The organism is Pseudomonas sp. R3.Fl (assembly GCF_023516765.1).
Lineage (GTDB): Bacteria > Pseudomonadota > Gammaproteobacteria > Pseudomonadales > Pseudomonadaceae > Pseudomonas > Pseudomonas citronellolis.
Map to the genome: position 1 here is coordinate 6,505,697 of NZ_JAMGSO010000001.1, position 19,588 is coordinate 6,525,284.

Sequence of the window (19,588 nt, forward strand, 5' to 3'; positions counted from 1 at the left end):
ATCCCGGCGCGTACGAACAGCGTTTCGCAGGCAACAAAAAACCCCGCCGAGGCGGGGTTTTTCTTTGCTGCCTGGCAATCAGCCGGCGACGGCTACCGCCAGGCCGGAGTGCTGGAGGATGTCCAGCAGCGGCTGCGGGTAGACGCCGAGGAAGAAGGCCAGCAGGGCGATGGCCACCAGCATGATGCCGCCGGCGCGCTGGGCCCAGTCCAGGGGCGCGTCGTGGCGCTTCATGTTCGGCTCGACCAGGAACAGGGTGACCATGACGCGCAGGTAGTAGTACAGGCCGATGGCGCTGCCCAGCACCAGGGCACCGACCAGCCACCACAGGTGCGACTCGACGCCGCTGGCGATGACGTAGAACTTGCCGATGAAGCCGGCGGTCAGCGGGATGCCGGCCAGGGACAGCATCATCACGGTCATCACCGCGGTCAGCACCGGACGGCGCCAGAACAGGCCGCGGTACTCGAACAGCGCGTCGGCGTCGCGGCCGCCGTAGGGGGTGGACATCAGGGTGACCACGCCGAAGGCGCCCAGGGTGGTGACCACGTAGGTGGTCAGGTAGACGCCGACGGTCTCCACGGCCAGGCCGTTGCTGGCCACCACGGCGATCAGCAGGTAGCCCAGGTGGGCGATGGAGGAGTAGCCGAGCAGGCGCTTGAGGTTGCTCTGGGTCAGTGCCAGCAGGTTGCCGACCAGGATCGAGATGACCGCGATGACCGCCAGGGCGACGTGCAGCACGCCGCTGTGCAGGGCCGCCGGGGCGATCTGGAACAGGCGCAGCAGCACGGCGAACACGGCGACCTTGGCGGCGGTGGCGAGGAACGCCGCCACCGGGGCCGGGGCGCCTTCGTAGACGTCCGGGGTCCACAGGTGGAAGGGCGCCAGCGACAGCTTGAAGCCCAGGCCCACCAGCATCATGCCCACGCCGATGGTCAGCAGCGGGCTGTGCACGGTGCCTTCGGCCAGGGCGCTGCCCAGGCCGGCGAAGTCCAGGGTGCCGGCTTCGGCGTAGAGCATGGCCATGCCGAACAGCAGGAAGGCCGAGCCCGCGGCGGACAGCACGGTGTACTTGATGCCGGCTTCCAGGCTGCGCTTGTTGAAGAAGGCGTAGGCCACCATGCCGTAGACCGGCACCGAGAGCAGTTCCAGGCCGATGAACAGGCCGGCCAGGTTCTGCGCCGCCACCAGCACCAGGCCGCCGGCGGTGGCCAGCAGCAGGAGCAGGTAGAGCTCCTCGCGGTTGCCCGGGTAGCTCTCCATGTAGGCATGGGCGAGGGTCGAGCAGGCGAGGGCGGCGATCAGGATCAGCGCCGAGTAGAACAGCGCGAAGTTGTCGATCAGCAGCAGCGGGGTGACGGCGATGGGAGTAGCCTTGATCGCCCAGAGGATCGACAGCAGGGCCAGGTTGAGACCGATCATCGAGAGGGTGGCGATCAGCCGGTGATTGCGTTTCCAGGCGACCGCCAGCATCACCACCACCAGGGTGGCGCTGGTGATGAGCAGTGGCAGGAGCGCGATGAAGTGTTGGATCGTGAAGGTCATTTCGCGACTACCGTGCGGCAAGGGTGGAAAGGGCGGAATCGAACCACTGCTGGACACCGTGCATGGTGGCGGCGGAGGTATCGAGAACCGGCTGCGGGTAGATGCCGAGGATGATCAGCAGGACCGCCAGGCCCAGGACCATGCTCAGCTCGCGGGCGTTCAGACCGGCGATCGGCGAGTCCGCTTTCGCCGGACCGAAGTAGGCGCGGTGGATCATGATCAGCGAGTAGATCGAGGCGAACACCAGGCCGAAGGTGGCGATGACGATGACCACCGGCACGGTCTTGAAGGCGCCCAGCAGGATCAGGAACTCGCCGACGAAGTTGCCGGTGCCCGGCAGGCCCAGGGACGCGGTCGCGAAGAACAGGGCCACGGCCGGCAGGTAGGGGATGCGCGACCACAGGCCGCCCATCTTGCGCATGTCACGGGTGTGCAGGCGCTCGTAGAGCTGGCCGCAGAGGATGAAGAGCGCGGCGGCGGACAGGCCGTGGGCGATCATCTGGATCACCACGCCCTGCAGCGCCTGCGGGCTGCCGGAGTAGATGCCGATCATCACGAAGCCCATGTGCGACACGCTGGAGAAGGCCACCAGGCGCTTGATGTCGGTCTGCGCGAAGGACAGCAGGGCGCCGTAGAAGATGCCGATCAGGCCCAGGGTCATGGCGATGGGCGCGAACTCCGCCGAGGCGTTGGGGAACAGCGGCAGGGCGAAGCGGATCAGGCCGTAGGCGGCGGTCTTCAGCAGGATGCCGGCCAGGTCCACGGAACCGGCGGTCGGCGCCTGGGCGTGGGCGTCCGGCAGCCAGGAGTGCACCGGCACCACCGGCATCTTCACCGCGAAGGCGACGAAGAAGCCGAGCATCAGCAGCCACTCGACGTGCTCGCTCATCTGCGTCTTCAGCAGGTCGGCGTAGTTGAAGGTCAGCACGCCGGTGCTGTTGTAGTGCACGAACACCAGGCCGAGGATCGCCACCAGCATCACCAGGCCGCTGGCCTGGGTGAAGATGAAGAACTTGGTGGCGGCGTAGATGCGCGTCTTCTTGCCGTCGTCCGAGCTATGGCCCCAGAGCGCGATGAGGAAGTACATCGGCACCAGCATCATTTCCCAGAAGAAGAAGAACAGGAACAGGTCGACGGCGAGGAACACGCCGATCACGCCACCGAGGATCCACAGCAGGTTCAGGTGGAAGAAGCCGATGCGGCGCTGGATCTCGTTCCACGAGCAGAGCACGGACAGCACGCCGAGCAGGCCGGTGAGGGCGACCATCAGCAGCGACAGGCCGTCGATGGCCAGGTGCACGCTGATGCCGAAGCGCTCGATCCATTGCAGCTTGAATTCGGCGGTCCACTGCGGCTCGCCACCCGGCGCGGGCGCCAGGTGGAAGTTGCCGGTGTGCCACAGCCACAGGCTCAGGGCCAGGGTCAGGGTCATGGAACCCAGCGCGACCCAGCGGGGCAGGGTCTTGCTGGTGTACTCGGCGATCCAGCAGAGGAAGCCGCCGATGAAGGGGATCAGGATTAGCCAGGGCAGAATCATGACGGGCTCGATCTCTTTCGTGAATGCGTTAGGCCAGTAGCAGCGCGAGCAGCAGCACCGCGCCGCCGACCAGGGAAGCGGCGTACCAGCGCAGGCGGCCGTTCTCGGTCAGGCTCAGAAGGGTGTGCCCACCGCGGGCGGACAGCGGCACCAGGACCAGTGTCTGGTCGATGGGGTCGCGGCCGAGCAGGCGGCAGAGCAGCAGATAGGGTTTCACGAACAGCTTGTCGTACAGCCAGTCGAAGCCCCAGGCGTGGTACCACCAGGTGCCGAAGAAGCGGCCCGGCGCGCTCTTGGCCAGGGCGCTGACGAAGCGGCGCTTGCCGAGGAACAGCAGGCCGGCCAGCAGGATACCGGCCAGGGCGATGGCGCCCGAGGCGATTTCCAGGCTGTGCTGAGCTTCGCCGCCGGCATGGCCGACGCTTTCCGGCAGCACGCCGTGCAGCGGCGGGGTGATCAGCGCGCCGATGAAGGTCGACAGCACGATCAGCACCGACAGCGGCAGCCAGTGGCTGATGCCATGGCCGGCGTGGGCCTCGGTCTTCTGCTCGCCGTGGAAGGCGATGAAGATCAGGCGGAAGGTGTAGATCGAGGTCAGGAAGGCACCCACCAGGCCGGCGATCAGCAGGTTCTGGTGACCGCTGGCGAAGGCTTCCCAGAGGATCTCGTCCTTGGAGTAGAAGCCGGCGGTGACCAGCGGCAGGGCGGCCAGGGCCGAACCACCGACGATGAAGCTGGCGTAGGCCAGCGGCAGCTTCTTCCACAGGCCGCCCATCTTGAAGATGTTCTGCTCGTGGTGGCAGGCGACGATCACCGCACCGGAGGCGAGGAACAGCAGGGCCTTGAAGAAGGCGTGGGTCATCAGGTGGAAGATCGCCGCGTCCCAGGCGCCGACGCCCAGGGCCAGGAACATGTAGCCGATCTGGCTCATGGTCGAGTAGGCGAGGATGCGCTTGATGTCGGTCTGCACCAGGGCGGCGAAGCCGGCCAGGACCAGGGTGACCGCGCCGACCACGCCGACCAGTTCCAGCACGTTCGGCGCCAGGGTGAAGATGCCGTGGCAGCGGGCGATCAGGTAGACGCCCGCGGTGACCATGGTCGCCGCGTGGATCAGCGCGGAAACCGGGGTGGGGCCGGCCATCGCGTCCGCCAGCCAGGTCTGCAGCGGCAGCTGGGCCGACTTGCCGACCGCGCCGCCAAGCAGCGCCAGGGCCGCCAGGCTCACCCACAGGTCGCCCTGGGCGAAGTGCTGCGGGGCCAGCACCAGCAGCTCCTGGATGTTCAGGGTGCCCAGCTGCTGGAACAGGATGAACAGGCCGAAGGCCATGAACACGTCGCCCACGCGGGTGACGATGAAGGCCTTGAGCGCCGCGTTGCCGTTCGGTACGTGGCTGTAGTAGAAGCCGATCAGCAGATAGGAGCACAGGCCCACGCCTTCCCAGCCGAAGTACAGGAACAGCAGGTTGTCGCCCAGCACCAGGAACAGCATGCTGGCGATGAACAGGTTGGTGTAGGCGAAGAAGCGCGAGTAGCCGTCTTCACCGCGCATGTACCAGCTGGCGAACAGGTGGATCAGGAAGCCGACGCCGGTGACCACGCCGAGCATGGTGACCGACAGGCCGTCCAGGTACAGGGCGAAGTTCGGCGCGAAGCCGTCGACGCTCATCCACTGCCACAGCACCAGGGTGTAGGCGCCGCCTTCCGGCGGGGCGCTGTGGAAGCTCCAGATCGCCCAGAAGGCGGACAGCGCGGCCAGGCCGACCGAACCGACGCCGACCAGCGCGGAGAGATTTTCCGACCACTTGCCGCGGGAGAAAGACAGCAGCAGGAAGCCGACCAGGGGGAACAGGAAGGTGAGGGGCAGCAGGTTCATCCGCGCATCTCGCTGGCAGCGTCGACATCGAGGGTATGGAAGCGGCGATACAGTTGCAGCAGGATCGCCAGACCGATGCTCGCCTCGGCCGCGGCCAGGCTGAGCACCAGGATGAACATCACCTGGCCGTCGGGCTGCGCCCAGCGGCTGCCGGCGACCACGAAGGCCAGCGCGGCGGCGTTCATCATCACTTCCAGGCTCATGAGTACGAACAGGATGTTGCGCCGGACCATCAGGCCGGCCAGACCGAGACAGAACAGCACGCCGGAGAGTGCCAGCCCGTGTTCCAGGGGGATTGCATTCATGGTGTTATTCCTTCGCGTCGTGGCGGCCGAGGTGGTAGGCGGCGACCAGTGCCGCCAGGAGCAGCATCGAGGCCAGTTCGACGACCAGCAGGTAGGGGCCGAACAGGGCGATGCCCACGGCCTTGGCGTCCACGGTGGTGTGGCCGATGCCGGCGCCGCTGGGGTTGCGCGACAGCACCAGCAGCAGCTCGACGAGCAGGACGGCGGAGAGCACGCCCGGGCCGATCCAGACCCCGGGCTTGAGCCACTTGCGCTCCTGCTCGGCGATCGCCGGGCCCAGGTTGAGCATCATCACCACGAAGACGAACAGCACCATGATCGCGCCGGCGTAGACGATGATCTCCAGGGCGCCGGCGAACGGGGCGCCGAGGCTGAAGAAGGTCATCGACACGGCGAGCAGCGAAACGATGAGGTAGAGCAGGGCATGCACCGGGTTGCTGTTGGTGATGACCCGCAGGGTTGCCAGCACGGCGACGCCGGCGGCGAAGTAGAAAGCGAATTCCACGCGACGTCTCCTTACGGCAGCAGGCTCTTGACGTTGATCGGTTCGGCCTCGTTCTGCGCGCTGCCCTTGGGCTTGCCGGCGATGGCCATGCCGGCGACGCGGTAGAAGTTGTAGTCCGGGTTCTTGCCGGGGCCGGAGATCAGCAGGTCTTCCTTCTCGTACACCAGGTCCTGGCGCTTGAACTCGCCCATCTCGAAATCCGGGGTCAGCTGGATCGCGGTGGTCGGGCAGGCTTCCTCGCACAGGCCGCAGAAGATGCAGCGGGAGAAGTTGATGCGGAAGAACTCGGGGTACCAGCGGCCGTCGTCGGCCTCGGCCTTCTGCAGCGAGATGCAGCCGACCGGGCAGGCCACGGCGCACAGGTTGCAGGCTACGCAGCGTTCCTCGCCGTCGGGGTCGCGGGTGAGGACGATGCGGCCGCGGTAGCGCGGCGGCAGGTAGACCTGCTCTTCCGGGTACTGCAGGGTGTCGCGCTTGCGGAAGGCATGGCCGAAGATCATCACCAGGCTGCGCAGCTGGGTGTAGGTGCCATGCACGATGTGCAGGATTTCTTTGATCATGGTGGTTCTCCTTACTGGGCCGCGGCCAGCACACAGGCGCCGGTCACCAGCAGGTTGATCAGGGTCAGCGGAAGGCAGAACTTCCAGCTGAAGGCCATCACCTGGTCATAGCGCGGACGCGGCAGCGAGGCGCGGATCAGGATGAACAGCATGATGAAGAAGCTGGTCTTCAGGGCGAACCAGATGAACGGGATCTGCGGCAGCAGGCCGAACGGGCCGTGCCAGCCACCGAAGAACAGCGTCACCAGCAGCGCCGAGATCAGCACGATGCCGATGTATTCGCCGACGAAGAACATGCCCCATTTCATCCCGGCGTACTCGATGTGGTAGCCGTCGGCCAGTTCCTGCTCAGCTTCGGGCTGGTCGAACGGGTGACGGTGGGTCACGGCGACGCCGGCGATGATGAAGGTGCAGAAGCCGAAGAACTGCGGAATGATGAACCACAGGTGCTGGGCCTGGTAGTCGACGATGTCGCGCATGTTGAACGAGCCGACCTGGGCCACGATGCCCATCAGCGACAGGGCCAGGAACACCTCGTAGGAGATGGTCTGGGCCGAGGCGCGCAGGCTGCCGAGCAGGGCGAACTTGTTGTTGCTCGACCAGCCGGCGAAGAGCACCGCGTACACGGTCAGGCCGGCCATGGCGAAGAAGAACAGGATGCCGATGTTCAGGTCCGCCACGCCCCAGCTGGGGCTGATCGGGATGATCACGAAGGCGATCAACAGCGCGCCCATGGCGATGACCGGGGCGAGGGTGAAGATCATCTTGTCGGCGAACGGCGGCGTCCAGTCTTCCTTGAAGAACATCTTGATCATGTCCGCGCCGAGCTGGAAGGCGCCGAACGGGCCGACCCGGTTGGGACCGTAGCGGTCCTGCCAGAGACCCAGCAGGCGCCGCTCGACCCAGCTCAGCAGCGCGCCGCAGACGACCACGGCGAGCAGGATGACGATGGCCTTGATGACCTCGATGATGATGTCGACGATGGCGGGTGTCAGCCAGCTCATGCTCATCAAGCTCATTGCGCAGCCTCCTGCAGACCTTCAGCGACACCGCCGAACACACCGGCGGGGATACCGGCCAGGCCGGCCGGCAGGGCGACCAGGCCCGCGCCCAGCTCTTCGCTGATACGCAGCGGCAGGCGCAGCTCGTGGCCCTTGACGCTCAGGCGCAGCAGCTTGCCTTCGGCCAGGCCCAGGCGCTCGGCTTCCTCGCGGCCCAGGGCCACGTAGGTTTCCGGGATGCGCTCCTGCACCGGCTTGGCGCGGGAGCTGTTCTCCTCGCTGCCGAACAGGTGATAGAAGGGCACCACCTTGAACTGGCTGGCCGGGGTGTGGAACGGCGCCGGCACGTCGCTGAACCACAGGGCCTCGCCCTTGGCCTCGATCAGGCGCACGCCCGGGTCGCCGGCGCGCAGGTGGCCGCCGACCTCGTCCTGGAACTTGTTCCAGGCCTGCGGCGAGTTCCAGCCCGGGGACCAGGCGAAGGGAATCTGCTGACGCGGCTCGGCGCTGCCGGAATAGCCTTCCATGGAGAAGGCGAAGGCGCTGTCGATGTCCTGCGGGGCGCGGGGCTCGCTGACGTTGATGTTGGCGCGCATGGCGGTGCGGCCGGAATAGCGGTGCGGTTCACGCGCCAGCTTCAGGCCCTTGATGCGGAACGCGGCGTTCGGCGCGGCGTCGCGGATGCCGGCCAGGTGCGGCTTGGCGGCGACCACGGCGTCGATCACGTGGTCCAGCTGCGTCCAGTCGACGCGCTTGCCCTCGAGGGTGCTGTGCAGGGCGTGCAGCCAGCGCCAGCCTTCGCGGACCAGGTTGTCGGCGTTGTAGTAGGTCGGGTCGAAGACCTGGAAGAAGCGCTGGGCGCGGCCTTCCTGGCTGACCAGGGTGCCGTCGCCTTCGGCGAAGCTGGCGGCCGGCAGGACGATGTGCGCCTTGGCGCTGGTCGCGGTGCTCTGGTGGTCGGCGACGATCACCAGCTTGGCGGCGGCCAGGGCGGCGTCGACCTGGGCGGCTTCGGCGCGGCGGTACAGGTCGTTCTCCAGCACCACCACGGCGTCGGCGGCGCCGGAGGTCAGTTGCTCCAGCGCGGCTTCGACGGACTCGCCGCCGCCCTGCTTGTCACAGAACATGGCGAGGCCCAGGCTGTTGGCTTCCGGCACCACCAGGCTCAGCGAGCCGTTCTTCTCGCGCTGCTTCAGCGCGCTGGCGATGTTCGCCGCGGCTTCGATCAGGGCGTTGCTGCGCAGCGAAACGCCGGAGACCACCAACGGGCGCTTGGCGGCGACCAGGGCGTCGGCGATGCGCTGGGCCAGGGCTTGCGCTTCCGGCTCCAGGCCGGCTACGGCCGGGGCGCTCGGGTCGATCGCGTGGGCCACGGCGAAGCCCAGGCGGGCCAGGTCCTCGGGGGCGGCGTGCACGCACTCGGCGGCGACGTCGTCCAGGCGCGTCTCGGCGAGGCTGGCGATGAACAGCGGGTTCTTCTCGTGTTGGGCGATGGTCTTCACCGCGGCGTCGAGCCACGGCTGGATCTTCATCGCGGCGGCCATGTCCTCGCCCTTGCCCTTCACCGACTGGCGCAGGGCCAGGGCGATGCGGGCGGCGGTCTGGGTCAGGTCTTCGCCGAGCACGAAGACCGCGTCATGGTCTTCCATGTCGCGGATGGTGGGGGAGGGCAGCGGGCCGTCCTGCATCACCTTGAGCACCAGGCGCAGGCGCTGCAGCTCGTCGGCGGCGATGCCGCTGTAGAAGTTGCCGGCGCCGACCAGTTCGGACAGCGCGTAGTTGCTTTCCAGGCTGGCGCGCGGCGAACCGATGCCGATCACCTTGCGGCCCTTGAGCAGGGCGGCGGCCTGGTCAAGGGCGCCGTCCAGGCTCAGCTTCTGTTTGCTGAGCATCAGCATCGGCTGGCGCGGACGGTCCTCGCGGTTGACGTAGCCGTAGCCGAAGCGGCCGCGGTCGCAGAGGAAGTAGTGGTTCACCGAGCCGTTGTAGCGGTTCTCGATGCGGCGGATCTCGCCGTAGCGCTCGCCGGGGCTGATGTTGCAGCCGCTGGAGCAGCCATGGCAGATGCTCGGGGCGAACTGCATGTCCCACTTGCGGTTGTAGCGCTCGGAGTGGGTCTTGTCGGTGAACACGCCGGTCGGGCAGACCTCGGTCAGGTTGCCGGAGAACTCGCTCTCCAGCACGCCGTCCTCGATGCGGCCGAAGTACACGTTGTCGTGCGCGCCATAGACGCCCAGGTCGGTGCCGCCGGCGTAGTCCTTGTAGTAGCGCACGCAGCGGTAGCAGGCGATGCAGCGGTTCATCTCGTGGGCGATGAACGGGCCGAGTTCCTGGTTCTGGTGGGTGCGCTTGGTGAAGCGGTACCGGCGCTTGTTGTGGCCGGTCATCACCGTCATGTCCTGCAGGTGGCAGTGACCGCCTTCCTCGCACACCGGGCAGTCGTGCGGGTGGTTGGTCATCAGCCATTCGACGACGCTCTCGCGGAAGGCCTTGGCCTCTTCGTCCTCGATGGAGATCCAGGTGTTGTCGGTGGCGGGGGTCATGCAGGACATGACGAGACGACCACGCTTGTCGTTCTCGTCGGTGTACTGCTTGACCGCGCACTGGCGGCAGGCGCCGACGCTACCGAGCGCCGGGTGCCAGCAGAAGTAGGGGATGTCGAGTCCGAGGGACAGGCAGGCCTGCAACAGGTTGTCCGCCCCATCGACTTCTAACGTCTTGCCGTCTACGTGGATAGTGGCCATGGTTCAAGTTCTTCGTTGGCCCGTTGTCAGCGGGCTTGGCTAAGGGAAATCACGGCTCCGTCGGGCCGGCGGCATGCCGCGGCGCTACGACGGAACATCGCCGGGCCCGCGGGCCCGGCATCCAAAGCTTTACGCGCCGACGCGTTGCGGTTGCGGCGCGGCCTGAGCCTGGCGGGAGACGCCCGCTTCGAACTCGGGACGGAAATATTTCAAGGCACTGCCCAGCGGTTCGACGGCGCCCGGTGCGTGGGCGCAGAAGGTCTTGCCTGGGCCGAGGAAGTTGACCAGCTGCTCGAGGGTCTCGAGGTCGCCGGGCTGGCCTTCGCCACGCTCCAGCGCGCGCAGGAGCTTCACGCTCCACGGCAGGCCGTCGCGGCACGGGGTGCACCAGCCGCACGACTCGCGGGCGAAGAACTCTTCCATGTTGCGCAGCAGCGAGACCATGTTGATGCTGTCGTCCACCGCCATGGCCAGGCCGGTGCCCATGCGGGTGCCGACCTTGGCGATGCCGCCGGCGTAGAACAGGGCGTCCATGTGCTCGGGGAGCAGGAAGCCGGTGCCGGCGCCGCCGGGCTGCCAGGCCTTGAGCTTGTAGCCCTCGCGCATGCCGCCGGCGTAGTCCTCGAAGACCTCGCGCACCGGGATGCCGAACGGCAGTTCCCAGATGCCGGGGTTCTGCACCTTGCCGGAGAAGCCCATGAGCTTGGTGCCCATGTCTTCGCTGCCCGGGCGCGCCAGGCCCTTGTACCAGTCGACGCCGTTCTCGACGATCGCCGGCACGTTGCACAGGGTCTCGACGTTGTTGACGCAGGTCGGTTTGCCCCAGACGCCGACGGCGGCGGGGAAGGGCGGCTTGGAGCGCGGGTTGGCGCGGCGGCCTTCCAGCGAGTTGATCAGCGCGGTTTCTTCACCGCAGATGTAGCGGCCGGCGCCGGTGTGGACGAACAGCTCGAAGTCGAAGCCGCTGCCGAGGATGTTCTTGCCCAGCAGGCCGGCGGCCTTGGCTTCGTCGATGGCGCGGTTGAGGTTGCGCGCCGCGTCGACGTATTCGCCGCGCAGGAAGATGTAGCCGCGGTAGGCCTTCAGCGCCCGCGCGGAGATCAGCATGCCTTCCACCAGCAGGTGCGGCAGCTGCTCCATGAGCATGCGGTCCTTCCAGGTGTTGGGCTCCATCTCGTCCGCGTTGCACAGCAGGTAGCGGATGTCGAGGGATTCGTCCTTGGGCATCAGGCCCCACTTCACGCCGGTGGGGAAGCCCGCACCGCCGCGGCCCTTGAGGCCGGAGTCCTTGACGGTCTGGACGATGTCGTCGGCAGCCATTTCGGCCAGCGCCTTGCGCGCGGCGGCGTAGCCGTTCTTCGCCTGGTATTCCTCCAGCCAGACCGGGGCGCCGTCGTCACGCAGGCGCCAGGTCAGCGGGTGGGTTTCCGCGGCGCGCGCGGTGCGGTTGGGGGTGCCGTAGGAGGTAAGGAGCGTCATGCGTAGGCCTCCAGCAGTTTGGCGACCGCCGACGGCTCGAGATTGCCGTGGGTATCGTCGTCGATCATCAGCGCCGGGGCCTTGTCGCAGTTGCCCAGGCAGCACACCGGCAGCAGGGTGAAGCGGCCGTCGGCGGTGGTCTGGCCGAGGCCGATGCCCAACTGCTTCTGGATCTCGCCGACCACGGACTCGTGGCCGCCGATGTAGCAGACCATGCTGTCGCACACGCGGATGATGTGGCGGCCGACCGGCTGGCGGAAGATCTGGCTATAGAAGGTGGCCACGCCCTCGACGTCGCTGTCGGGGATGCCGAGGATCTCGGCGATCGCCGGGATGGCGCCGTCCGGCACCCAGCCGCGCTCCTTCTGGACGATCTTCAGGGCCTCGATGGACGCCGCGCGGGAGTCCTCGTAGTGATGCAGCTCGTGCTCGATGGCCGAGCGCTCGGTTTCGCTCAGGGCGAAACGGTCAGTCTGGATGATGGTGCTCATGATCAGCGGTCCACGTCAGCCATAACGAAGTCGATGCTGCCCAGATAGGCGATCAGGTCGGCGATCATGCTGCCGTTGATGACCGACGGAATCTGTTGCAGGTGCGCGAAGCTGGGCGTCCGGATGCGCGTCCGGTAGCTCATGGTGCTGCCATCGCTCGTCAGGTAGTAGCTGTTGATACCCTTGGTCGCCTCGACCATCTGGAAGGCTTCGTTGGCCGGCATGACCGGGCCCCAGGAAACCTGCAGGAAGTGGGTGATCAGCGTCTCGATGTGCTGCAGCGTGCGCTCTTTGGGCGGCGGCGTGGTCAGCGGGTGGTCGGCCTTGTAGGGGCCTTCGGGCATGTTCTTCAGGCACTGCTCGATGATGCGCAGGCTCTGGCGCATCTCGCCCATCTTCACCATGCAGCGGTCGTAGGCGTCGCCGTTGTGGGCCAGCGGCACTTCGAACTCGAAGTTCTCGTAGCCGGAGTAGGGGCGGGCCTTGCGCAGGTCGAAGTCGCAACCGGTGGCGCGCAGGCCGGCGCCGGTGGTACCCCACTCCAGGGCTTCCTTGGTGTTGTACTGCGCCACGCCGATGGTCCGGCCGCGCAGGATGCTGTTCTGCAGCGCCGCCTTTTCATACTCGTCCAGACGCTTGGGCATCCAGTCGAGGAATTCGCGGACCAGCTTGTCCCAGCCGCGCGGCAGGTCGTGGGCGACGCCGCCGATGCGATACCAGGCCGGGTGCAGGCGGAAGCCGGTGATGGCCTCGACCACCTTGTAGGCGCGCTGGCGGTCGGTGAAAGTGAAGAACACCGGGGTCATGGCGCCCACGTCCTGGATGTAGGTGCCCAGGTACAGCAGGTGGTTCAGGATGCGGAAGAACTCCGACATCATGATGCGGATGACGTCGACGCGCTGCGGCACCTTGATGCCGGCGAGCTTCTCCACCGAGAGCACGTACGGCAGGTTGTTCATCACCCCGCCGAGGTAGTCGATGCGGTCGGTGTAGGGGATGAAGCTGTGCCAGGACTGGCGCTCGGCCATCTTCTCGGCGCCGCGGTGGTGGTAGCCGATCTCCGGCACGCAGTCGAGGATCTCCTCGCCGTCGAGCTGCAGGATGATGCGGAAGGCACCGTGGGCGGAGGGGTGGTTCGGGCCGAGGTTGAGGAACATGAAGTCCTCGTTCTCGCCGTGGCGCTTCATGCCCCAGTCCTCGGGCTTGAAGCGCAGGGCTTCCTGTTCCAGCTCCTGCTTGGCCACGGAGAGGGAGTAGGGATCGAACTCGGTGGCGCGCGCCGGGTAGTCCTTGCGCAGCGGGTGACCCTGCCAGGTCGGCGGCATCAGCATGCGGGCCAGGTGCGGGTGGCCGTTGAAGTGGATGCCGTACATGTCCCAGACCTCACGCTCGTACCAGTTGGCGTTCGGCCAGATACGGGTGGCGGTGGGCAGGTTGAGGTCGCCTTCGGACAAGGCCACCTTGATCATCACGTCACTGTTACGCTCGAGCGACATCAGGTGGTAGAACACGCTGAAGTCGGCGCCCGGCAGGCCGCGACGGTGGGTGCGCAGGCGCTCGTCGACCCCGTGGAGGTCGTAGAGCATCACGTAGGGCTTGGGTACGTTGCGCAGGAAGGTGAGGACGTCGATCAGCTTCTCGCGGCTCACCCAGAGGACCGGCATGCCGGTGCGGGTGGCCTGGACGGTGAAGGTCTCGGCGCCAAAGCGGGAATTCAGTTCGACGACTATGTCTTGGTCGTCCGCCTTATAGGGCGGGATGTACAGAGCGGAGTCTGCGGTCATGGTCTCGGTCGCTATCGGTCAACGGTGGAGTGAAGTAAGGGCCTCTCGTGGAGGTCGGCTTCACACTTCGTCGGGGCTGCGCAGGTTGGTGACCGCAATGCGCTGTTCGCGCTTGAGGTCCTTCTGGGCAGGCATTTCGGCACGGTAGATGCCTTGATCGCCAACCACCCAGGACAACGGGCGACGCTCCTGGCCGATGGATTCCTGCAGCAGCATCAAGCCTTGCAGGAACGCCTCGGGGCGGGGCGGGCAGCCGGGGATGTAGACGTCCACGGGGAGGAACTTGTCGACCCCCTGGACCACCGAGTAGATGTCGTACATGCCGCCGGAATTGGCGCACGAGCCCATGGAGATCACCCACTTGGGTTCCAGCATCTGCTCGTACAGGCGCTGGATGACCGGGGCCATCTTGATGAAGCAGGTGCCAGCGATGACCATGAAGTCCGCCTGGCGCGGCGAGGCACGAATCACTTCGGCGCCGAAGCGGGCGATGTCGTGCGGCGCGGTGAACGCCGTGGTCATCTCCACGTAGCAGCAGGACAGGCCGAAGTTATAGGGCCACAGCGAGTTCTTGCGACCCCAGTTGACGGCGCCGTTGAGAACATCCTCGAGCTTGCCCATGAAGATGTTCTTGCTGACCTGCCCCTCTACTAGAGGGTCGTCTACCGTTTCGCGCTGGCCGATCGGGTACTGATCGTTGGCCGCATCGGGGTCGATCCGGGTAAGTTTGTATTGCATCGCCAAAGCCTCATTGTTTTAGCTTCGCCTGCCGCTCGCGACGTGCCGCCGGCGCCCAATCGAGCGCGCCGACCCGCCAGAGGTAGACAAGACCTGCCAACAGAATTGCAATGAAAATGGTGGCCTCGACCAGACCGGCCCAACCGCTTTCACGGACGGACACGGACCAGGCGAAGAGGAAGAGGGCTTCGACGTCGAAGATCACGAAGAGCATCGCGACCAGATAGAATTTTGCCGACAGGCGCAGGCGTGCGCTGCCGGTGGGAACGATGCCGGATTCGAAGGGCTCGTTCTTGCTGCGACCAAATGCCTTGCTGCCCAGCAGCGAGGAAACCCCTAGCATGAAGGCCAGCAGGCCGACCACGCCTAGAAGGAAGGCGGCGAGTCCCCAGTGTTGAGCTGCAAGTTCAGCTGGGTTGGGCATGCCGATACTCCTTCCTACAAAAATTAGCGGTGGTCTTGGATTCCGGGCCTTCGCCCGGCTGCATGAACCTCGGGCTCAAGATAGCGAGCTAAGGGTTCGAGTGATCTTTCCAATTTTATGCCCAAAGCCTCGGGCAAGTAAATTTTTCTAACACAAACAGATGCTTCCAAATCGGGCAAAAGGCTTTTGCATTTTTGTCCGGGCCCCGGCTGTAGGCCGCTCTACGCCTGGGCTGGCGCGGATCAGGCTTTGGTCGAATGGCACTTTTACGGATATGAAGAAAGTGTTTCTAGTGCTCTTTAAATGATAAATATTATCATTCGCGGTGTCGTTTATCCGTAACTTTACTACATATAGGCGTCGTACTTTTTATTGTCGGCGGTTTTAAGGGTTTATGGGCGTCAATTGGCGTCGGGAATTTCCCAATGAGCTGTTTTGGGGGCGTTGGGGTGTGCGCCGGAGGCCGCTGCCTAGGGCGGATAACGGTTACAGGGTGGTGTGAGCGTCGGCATAGGCCGGCCTGCCGGCCGGATCGCGGATGAATCCGCTCCTACAGGTGGGTGTCAGCCCGGAGCGCAGCGCCTCCCGGCGAACTGTAGGAGCGGGCCCTGCCCGCGATTCGCGCGCAGGGCGCGCTCCTACATGGAATGACGTGGGTGGGGCAGTGTAGGAGCGGATCTTATCCGCGAATCGCGCGGGAACCTCCGGCTATCGCGGACAAGGTCCGATGGCTTCTCGTGGGAGCGAGCTTGCTCGCGAACAAACTCCGCTGCGGGGCTCATTCGCGAGCAAGCTCGCTCCTACGAAGAGCATCTCGGCGTAGCCGGCAAGCCAGTTGTTCACTCCGCGTACTCGCAGAAGAGCCCCCTCTCCCGCAAGCGGGAGAGGGGGCGTTCGGAGTGGGCGGATAGTTCGGCGTCAGTCGGCGAGTTCGTAGGGCGGATAACCGCTCGCGGTTATCCGCCGCATCTCGGCGCCGGACATGAAAAAACGCCGTTTCCCAAGGGAAACGGCGTTTTCATTGGCGCTACACCTTTGCGGCTGGGCCGCTTCCCGGCCCCGAGGGGCCGGGCGAACCGGTTCTTAGTGGAACTGGTTCATGGTGTTGTCTTTGCCCGAGGCCTTCAGCGCGGCTTCGCCGGCGAAGTACTCTTTGTGGTTGTCGCCGATGTCCGAGCCAGCCATGTTCTGGTGCTTGACGCAGGCGATGCCCTGACGCAGTTCCTGACGCTGAACACCTTTCACGTAGGCCAGCATGCCCTGGTCGGCGAAGTAGCCCTTGGCCAGGTTGTCGGTCGACAGTGCGGCGGTGTGGTAGGTCGGCAGGGTGATCAGGTGGTGGAAGATGCCGGCGTGGGCCGAGCCGTCGCGCTGGAAGGTGCGGATCTTCTCGTCGGCAACCTGGGCCAGTTCGGTCTCGTCGTACTCGACACTCATCAGCTTGGCGCGGTCGTAGGCGGAAACGTCCTTGCCTTCGGCGACGAACGCATCGAACACCTGCTGGCGGAAGTTCAGGGTCCAGTTGAACGACGGGCTGTTGTTGTAGACCAGCTTGGCGTTCGGGATGACTTCGCGGATGCGGTCAACCATGCCCTTGATCTGACCAACGTGCGGCTTCTCGGTTTCGATCCACAGCAGGTCGGCGCCGTTCTGCAGCGAGGTGATGCAGTCCAGGACGCAGCGGTCTTCGCCGGTGCCCTTGCGGAACTGGAACAGGTTGGAGGGCAGGCGCTTGGGACGCAGCAGCTTGCCGCCGCGGTTGATCACCACGTCGCCGTTCTGCAGGTCGGCCGCGCTGATCTCGTCGCAGTCCAGGAAGGAGTTGTACTGGTCGCCCAGGTCGCCCGGTTGCTTGGTCACGGCGATCTGCTTGGTCAGGCCGGCGCCCAGGGAGTCGGTACGGGCGACGATCACGCCATCGTCAACGCCCAGCTCGAGGAAGGCGTAGCGAACGGCGTTGATCTTGGCGAGGAAGTCTTCGTGCGGAACGGTCACTTTGCCGTCCTGGTGGCCGCACTGCTTCTCGTCGGAAACCTGGTTCTCGATCTGGATGCAGCAGGCACCGGCTTCGATCATCTTCTTGGCCAGCAGGTAGGTGGCTTCAGGGTTGCCGAAGCCGGCGTCGATGTCGGCGATGATCGGTACGACGTGGGTTTCGTAGCCGTCGATCTGGGCCTGGATCTCGTCCTGCTTGACCTTGTCGCCGGCTTCGCGGGCGGCGTCCAGGGCGGTGAACAGCAGGTCCAGTTCGCGGGCGTCAGCCTGGCGCAGGAAGGTGTACAGCTCTTCGATCAGGCCGGAAACCGCGGTCTTCTCGTGCATGGACTGGTCGGGCAGCGGGCCGAAGTCCGAGCGCAGCGCGGCGACCATCCAGCCGGACAGGTAGAGGTAGCGCTTGTTGGTGGTCTTCAGGTGCTTCTTGATGGAGATCAGCTTCTGTTGACCGATGAAGCCGTGCCAGCAGCCCAGGGACTGGGTGTAGACGGAGGAGTCGGCGTCGTATTCGGCCATGTCCTTGCGCATGATGGCCGCGGTGTACTTGGCGATATCCAGGCCAGTCTTGAAGCGGTTCTGGGCGCGCATACGGGCGACGGACTCGGGGTTGATAGCGCTCCAGCTGCTGCCGAACTTCTCTTTCAGGGCGGCAACGGCCTTGATGTCGTTCTGATATGCGGACATGGTCAACAATCCTTCAAAAAATGTGTTGGTTGAGCACCGACTTCCCACGCAGGACCCGTGGGATCGCTCGCCGCAGATGGCGAAATGACGACTGGAAGGATTGACGCAGAGGGGGAGGGGGTGGCGCGGGCGAACAGGTAGATGATCGCAGCGATGGCATTCGGGATCGCTTGCCGGCTCGTGGCTGCCGTTGGGCGAGGGCGAATGGCTGCATTCGACCATCTTGCTGATACGTTGTTTGCTTCCCCGTCCCTCAGGACAACTTCTTGCCAGTCGCAACCTCGTCATTTCGCCTTGTGGGCTGTAACAACACGGACCGGCACAGCGAGTGGGCTGCGGGCTCGATCCGGAGGCCCGGTTCAGGGCCCCTGGTTAGCGGGAGCGAGGCCATCATGCCTTTCGAACAAACGTTCGTCAAACGTTTTGTAGTGTTTTTTTTGGACTACTACACGAAGGTCTAAGGAGGACTCTCCGGTCACCTTCGGAAGGCTTAGTCGAGCACTTCGACCTTCACCCGCAGGCTGCTGTCGCTGCGGCCCTGGGTGCTGTAATTGCGCGTCAGGCCGCCCTGGCTGCTCTGGCTGTTTTCGCTGACGCCGCCCACCTCGATCCACTCGCCGAGGCGGCCGCTCAGGCGGGTGCTGGCGCCGGCGGTGTCCATGGCGCCGGGGGCGCTGTTGTTGAAGCGGTCGTTGCGGGTGTCCAGGTCGATGTGGACGATGTTGCCGCTCAGGGTGGCGGTCACGTACATGCCGCGGTTGGCGTCGCGGTACTCGGTCTGGCTGTAGACCTGGCCGTAGGGGCCGACGCCGACGTTGTACACCGGCTGGCTCTGGCCGACTTGGATCAGCGCCGGCGAGCCCTCGGTGGTCTGGATCTGCTGCACGCCGCCGCTGCGGCTGGCGGTGGAGCTGTCGATGATGCGCACCTGGTCGCGGCCGTGGACCTCGCCGCGGCCGCTCTGGATCTCGACGTTGCCGACGCTGGCCGAGCCGTTCACCGAATAGCCGCTGCGGCTGCGCTGGCTGGAATCGCTGGTGTCGACGCTGATCAGCAGGCGATGGGGGCGGGTGTCCAGTTGCTCCAGCACCTGCTGCAGCTCGCGGATCTTCGCCGGCTCGGCGTTGACCACCAGTTGGCTGCCGTAGGCGGTCACCCGGCCTTCGTTGCCGAGGACCTGCTGCGCCACCGGGAGGATTTCGTCGGCGGTGCGGTAGCTCAGCGGCAGGATCTCGGTGCGCGGCGCGGCCTGGGCGGCCAGGCTGATGGCGCAGGCGAGGAGCAGGGCGGTTCGGCGATGGCTCACAGCAGGAAGCTCCGCAGGTTCGGGTCGGCGAGGCTGGTGTCCCAGGCCTGGTCGAACTGCGCCTGCAACTGGCGCACGCGGCCGGGGTCGTTGTAGTGGGCATGGCCGGCGGGCAGCGCTGGTTCGGTTCGCAGCAGCAGGCCGAGTTGGTCGGCGAGCAGGAAGGCCTGTTCCGGGCTGGGGTAGTCCGGGTTGAGCAGGCGGATGTGCAGGTTGCTCGACAGGCGCCGGCTGAGGTTGAGCAGGCGGTGGCCTTCCCTGACCGGGCGGGTGCTGTCGCGCAGGAGGATGCGCAGGCGGTTCTGCGGATGGCGCAGCAGCAGGCGGGTGCAGGCTTCCTGGATGCTGCTGTGGTTGTACAGCCAGGCTTCCAGGTCGGGGCTGTACAGGCACAGGCTGCGGCTGGCCTGCTGCATCAGCGCCAGGGCATGGGAGCGGGCGGCCTCTGGTTCGCCGAAGCGTTGCAGGCCGCTGGCCTCGCCGAGGCGGAAGGGCGCCGGTTCCCAGGGTTGGGAGGCCGGCAGGTCGGGCGCCGGGTTGTGCACGCTGAAACGCCCCGGGGATTGGAAGTCGATGGCCGGGAGTTGGCCTTCGTGGTCCGGGGCGTCTTTCATCGC

General features: G+C 65.8%; 16 protein-coding genes. All 16 read right to left on the bottom strand.

Translation table 11 applies throughout. The features are described 5' to 3' along the window. Nucleotides 1-78: 78 nt before the first annotated feature. Nucleotides 79-1,545 (bottom strand): NADH-quinone oxidoreductase subunit NuoN, encoded by a 1,467-nt coding sequence (gene nuoN / locus M8R19_RS28805; protein WP_009623278.1) that lies wholly within the window; start codon nucleotides 1,543-1,545, stop codon nucleotides 79-81. Between the two features lie 7 nt (nucleotides 1,546-1,552). Then, nucleotides 1,553-3,082, bottom strand: a complete 1,530-nt coding sequence (gene nuoM, locus M8R19_RS28810) for an NADH-quinone oxidoreductase subunit M (protein ID WP_074980675.1) — start codon at nucleotides 3,080-3,082, stop codon at nucleotides 1,553-1,555. A gap of 28 nt (nucleotides 3,083-3,110) precedes the next feature. Then, entirely contained in the window at nucleotides 3,111-4,955 is a 1,845-nt protein-coding gene (nuoL, locus tag M8R19_RS28815) for an NADH-quinone oxidoreductase subunit L (protein ID WP_116424019.1), read from the bottom strand. After that, the gene (nuoK, locus tag M8R19_RS28820; RefSeq protein WP_009623272.1) at nucleotides 4,952-5,260 is read right to left on the bottom strand and encodes an NADH-quinone oxidoreductase subunit NuoK; all 309 of its coding nucleotides are present in this window, start codon (nucleotides 5,258-5,260) and stop codon (nucleotides 4,952-4,954) included. The genes nuoL and nuoK overlap by 4 nt, the downstream gene beginning before the upstream one ends. A gap of 4 nt (nucleotides 5,261-5,264) precedes the next feature. After that, nucleotides 5,265-5,765, bottom strand: a complete 501-nt coding sequence (nuoJ, locus tag M8R19_RS28825; protein WP_043318272.1) for an NADH-quinone oxidoreductase subunit J — start codon at nucleotides 5,763-5,765, stop codon at nucleotides 5,265-5,267. An 11-nt stretch (nucleotides 5,766-5,776) separates the two neighbouring features. Next, nucleotides 5,777-6,325, bottom strand: coding sequence for an NADH-quinone oxidoreductase subunit NuoI (gene nuoI / locus M8R19_RS28830; protein WP_074980674.1), 549 nt, complete (start codon nucleotides 6,323-6,325; stop codon nucleotides 5,777-5,779). Nucleotides 6,326-6,336: 11 nt separating this feature from the next. Beyond that, nucleotides 6,337-7,329, bottom strand: coding sequence for an NADH-quinone oxidoreductase subunit NuoH (gene nuoH / locus M8R19_RS28835; protein ID WP_074980715.1), 993 nt, complete (start codon nucleotides 7,327-7,329; stop codon nucleotides 6,337-6,339). 11 nt (nucleotides 7,330-7,340) lie between these two features. After that, complete coding sequence (nuoG, locus tag M8R19_RS28840; RefSeq protein WP_249919623.1) at nucleotides 7,341-10,070, bottom strand: NADH-quinone oxidoreductase subunit NuoG; 2,730 nt, start codon at nucleotides 10,068-10,070, stop codon at nucleotides 7,341-7,343. Nucleotides 10,071-10,199: 129 nt separating this feature from the next. After that, nucleotides 10,200-11,549 (bottom strand): NADH-quinone oxidoreductase subunit NuoF, encoded by a 1,350-nt coding sequence (gene nuoF, locus M8R19_RS28845; protein ID WP_043318276.1) that lies wholly within the window; start codon nucleotides 11,547-11,549, stop codon nucleotides 10,200-10,202. Continuing rightward, entirely contained in the window at nucleotides 11,546-12,040 is a 495-nt protein-coding gene (nuoE, locus tag M8R19_RS28850; protein ID WP_116424017.1) for an NADH-quinone oxidoreductase subunit NuoE, read from the bottom strand. The genes nuoF and nuoE overlap by 4 nt, the downstream gene beginning before the upstream one ends. Before the next feature lie 2 nt (nucleotides 12,041-12,042). Next, nucleotides 12,043-13,824: an NADH-quinone oxidoreductase subunit C/D gene (gene nuoC, locus M8R19_RS28855; protein ID WP_074980671.1), complete on the bottom strand. Its 1,782-nt coding sequence runs from the start codon at nucleotides 13,822-13,824 to the stop codon at nucleotides 12,043-12,045. Nucleotides 13,825-13,884: 60 nt separating this feature from the next. Continuing rightward, complete coding sequence (locus tag M8R19_RS28860; RefSeq protein ID WP_009623256.1) at nucleotides 13,885-14,562, bottom strand: NuoB/complex I 20 kDa subunit family protein; 678 nt, start codon at nucleotides 14,560-14,562, stop codon at nucleotides 13,885-13,887. A 10-nt stretch (nucleotides 14,563-14,572) separates the two neighbouring features. Next, entirely contained in the window at nucleotides 14,573-14,986 is a 414-nt protein-coding gene (locus M8R19_RS28865) for an NADH-quinone oxidoreductase subunit A (protein WP_009623254.1), read from the bottom strand. Nucleotides 14,987-16,069: 1,083 nt separating this feature from the next. Then, nucleotides 16,070-17,665, bottom strand: coding sequence for an isocitrate lyase (locus M8R19_RS28870; protein ID WP_074980670.1), 1,596 nt, complete (start codon nucleotides 17,663-17,665; stop codon nucleotides 16,070-16,072). Between the two features lie 490 nt (nucleotides 17,666-18,155). Then, complete coding sequence (locus M8R19_RS28875; RefSeq protein ID WP_249919624.1) at nucleotides 18,156-18,971, bottom strand: secretin N-terminal domain-containing protein; 816 nt, start codon at nucleotides 18,969-18,971, stop codon at nucleotides 18,156-18,158. After that, a complete protein-coding gene (locus M8R19_RS28880) occupies nucleotides 18,968-19,585 on the bottom strand; it encodes a DUF7931 domain-containing protein (protein ID WP_009623248.1) in 618 nt (205 codons plus the stop codon). Before M8R19_RS28880 ends, M8R19_RS28875 begins: the two co-directional genes overlap by 4 nt. Nucleotides 19,586-19,588 lie beyond the last annotated feature (3 nt).

Excerpts from the sequence above, each read along its gene's own strand:
- nuoL (WP_116424019.1), bottom strand. The coding sequence starts at position 4,955 with ATGAACCTGCTGCCCCTCACCTTCCTGTTCCCCCTGGTCGGCTTCCTG.
- M8R19_RS28870 (WP_074980670.1), bottom strand. The coding sequence starts at position 17,665 with ATGTCCGCATATCAGAACGACATCAAGGCCGTTGCCGCCCTGAAAGAG.
- M8R19_RS28860 (WP_009623256.1), bottom strand. The coding sequence starts at position 14,562 with ATGCAATACAAACTTACCCGGATCGACCCCGATGCGGCCAACGATCAG.
- M8R19_RS28865 (WP_009623254.1), bottom strand. The coding sequence starts at position 14,986 with ATGCCCAACCCAGCTGAACTTGCAGCTCAACACTGGGGACTCGCCGCC.
- nuoI (WP_074980674.1), bottom strand. The coding sequence starts at position 6,325 with ATGATCAAAGAAATCCTGCACATCGTGCATGGCACCTACACCCAGCTG.
- nuoC (WP_074980671.1), bottom strand. The coding sequence starts at position 13,824 with ATGACCGCAGACTCCGCTCTGTACATCCCGCCCTATAAGGCGGACGAC.
- nuoN (WP_009623278.1), bottom strand. The coding sequence starts at position 1,545 with ATGACCTTCACGATCCAACACTTCATCGCGCTCCTGCCACTGCTCATC.
- M8R19_RS28880 (WP_009623248.1), bottom strand. The coding sequence starts at position 19,585 with ATGAAAGACGCCCCGGACCACGAAGGCCAACTCCCGGCCATCGACTTC.
- nuoE (WP_116424017.1), bottom strand. The coding sequence starts at position 12,040 with ATGAGCACCATCATCCAGACTGACCGTTTCGCCCTGAGCGAAACCGAG.
- nuoF (WP_043318276.1), bottom strand. The coding sequence starts at position 11,549 with ATGACGCTCCTTACCTCCTACGGCACCCCCAACCGCACCGCGCGCGCC.
- nuoH (WP_074980715.1), bottom strand. The coding sequence starts at position 7,329 with ATGAGCTGGCTGACACCCGCCATCGTCGACATCATCATCGAGGTCATC.
- nuoK (WP_009623272.1), bottom strand. The coding sequence starts at position 5,260 with ATGAATGCAATCCCCCTGGAACACGGGCTGGCACTCTCCGGCGTGCTG.
- nuoM (WP_074980675.1), bottom strand. The coding sequence starts at position 3,082 with ATGATTCTGCCCTGGCTAATCCTGATCCCCTTCATCGGCGGCTTCCTC.
- nuoG (WP_249919623.1), bottom strand. The coding sequence starts at position 10,070 with ATGGCCACTATCCACGTAGACGGCAAGACGTTAGAAGTCGATGGGGCG.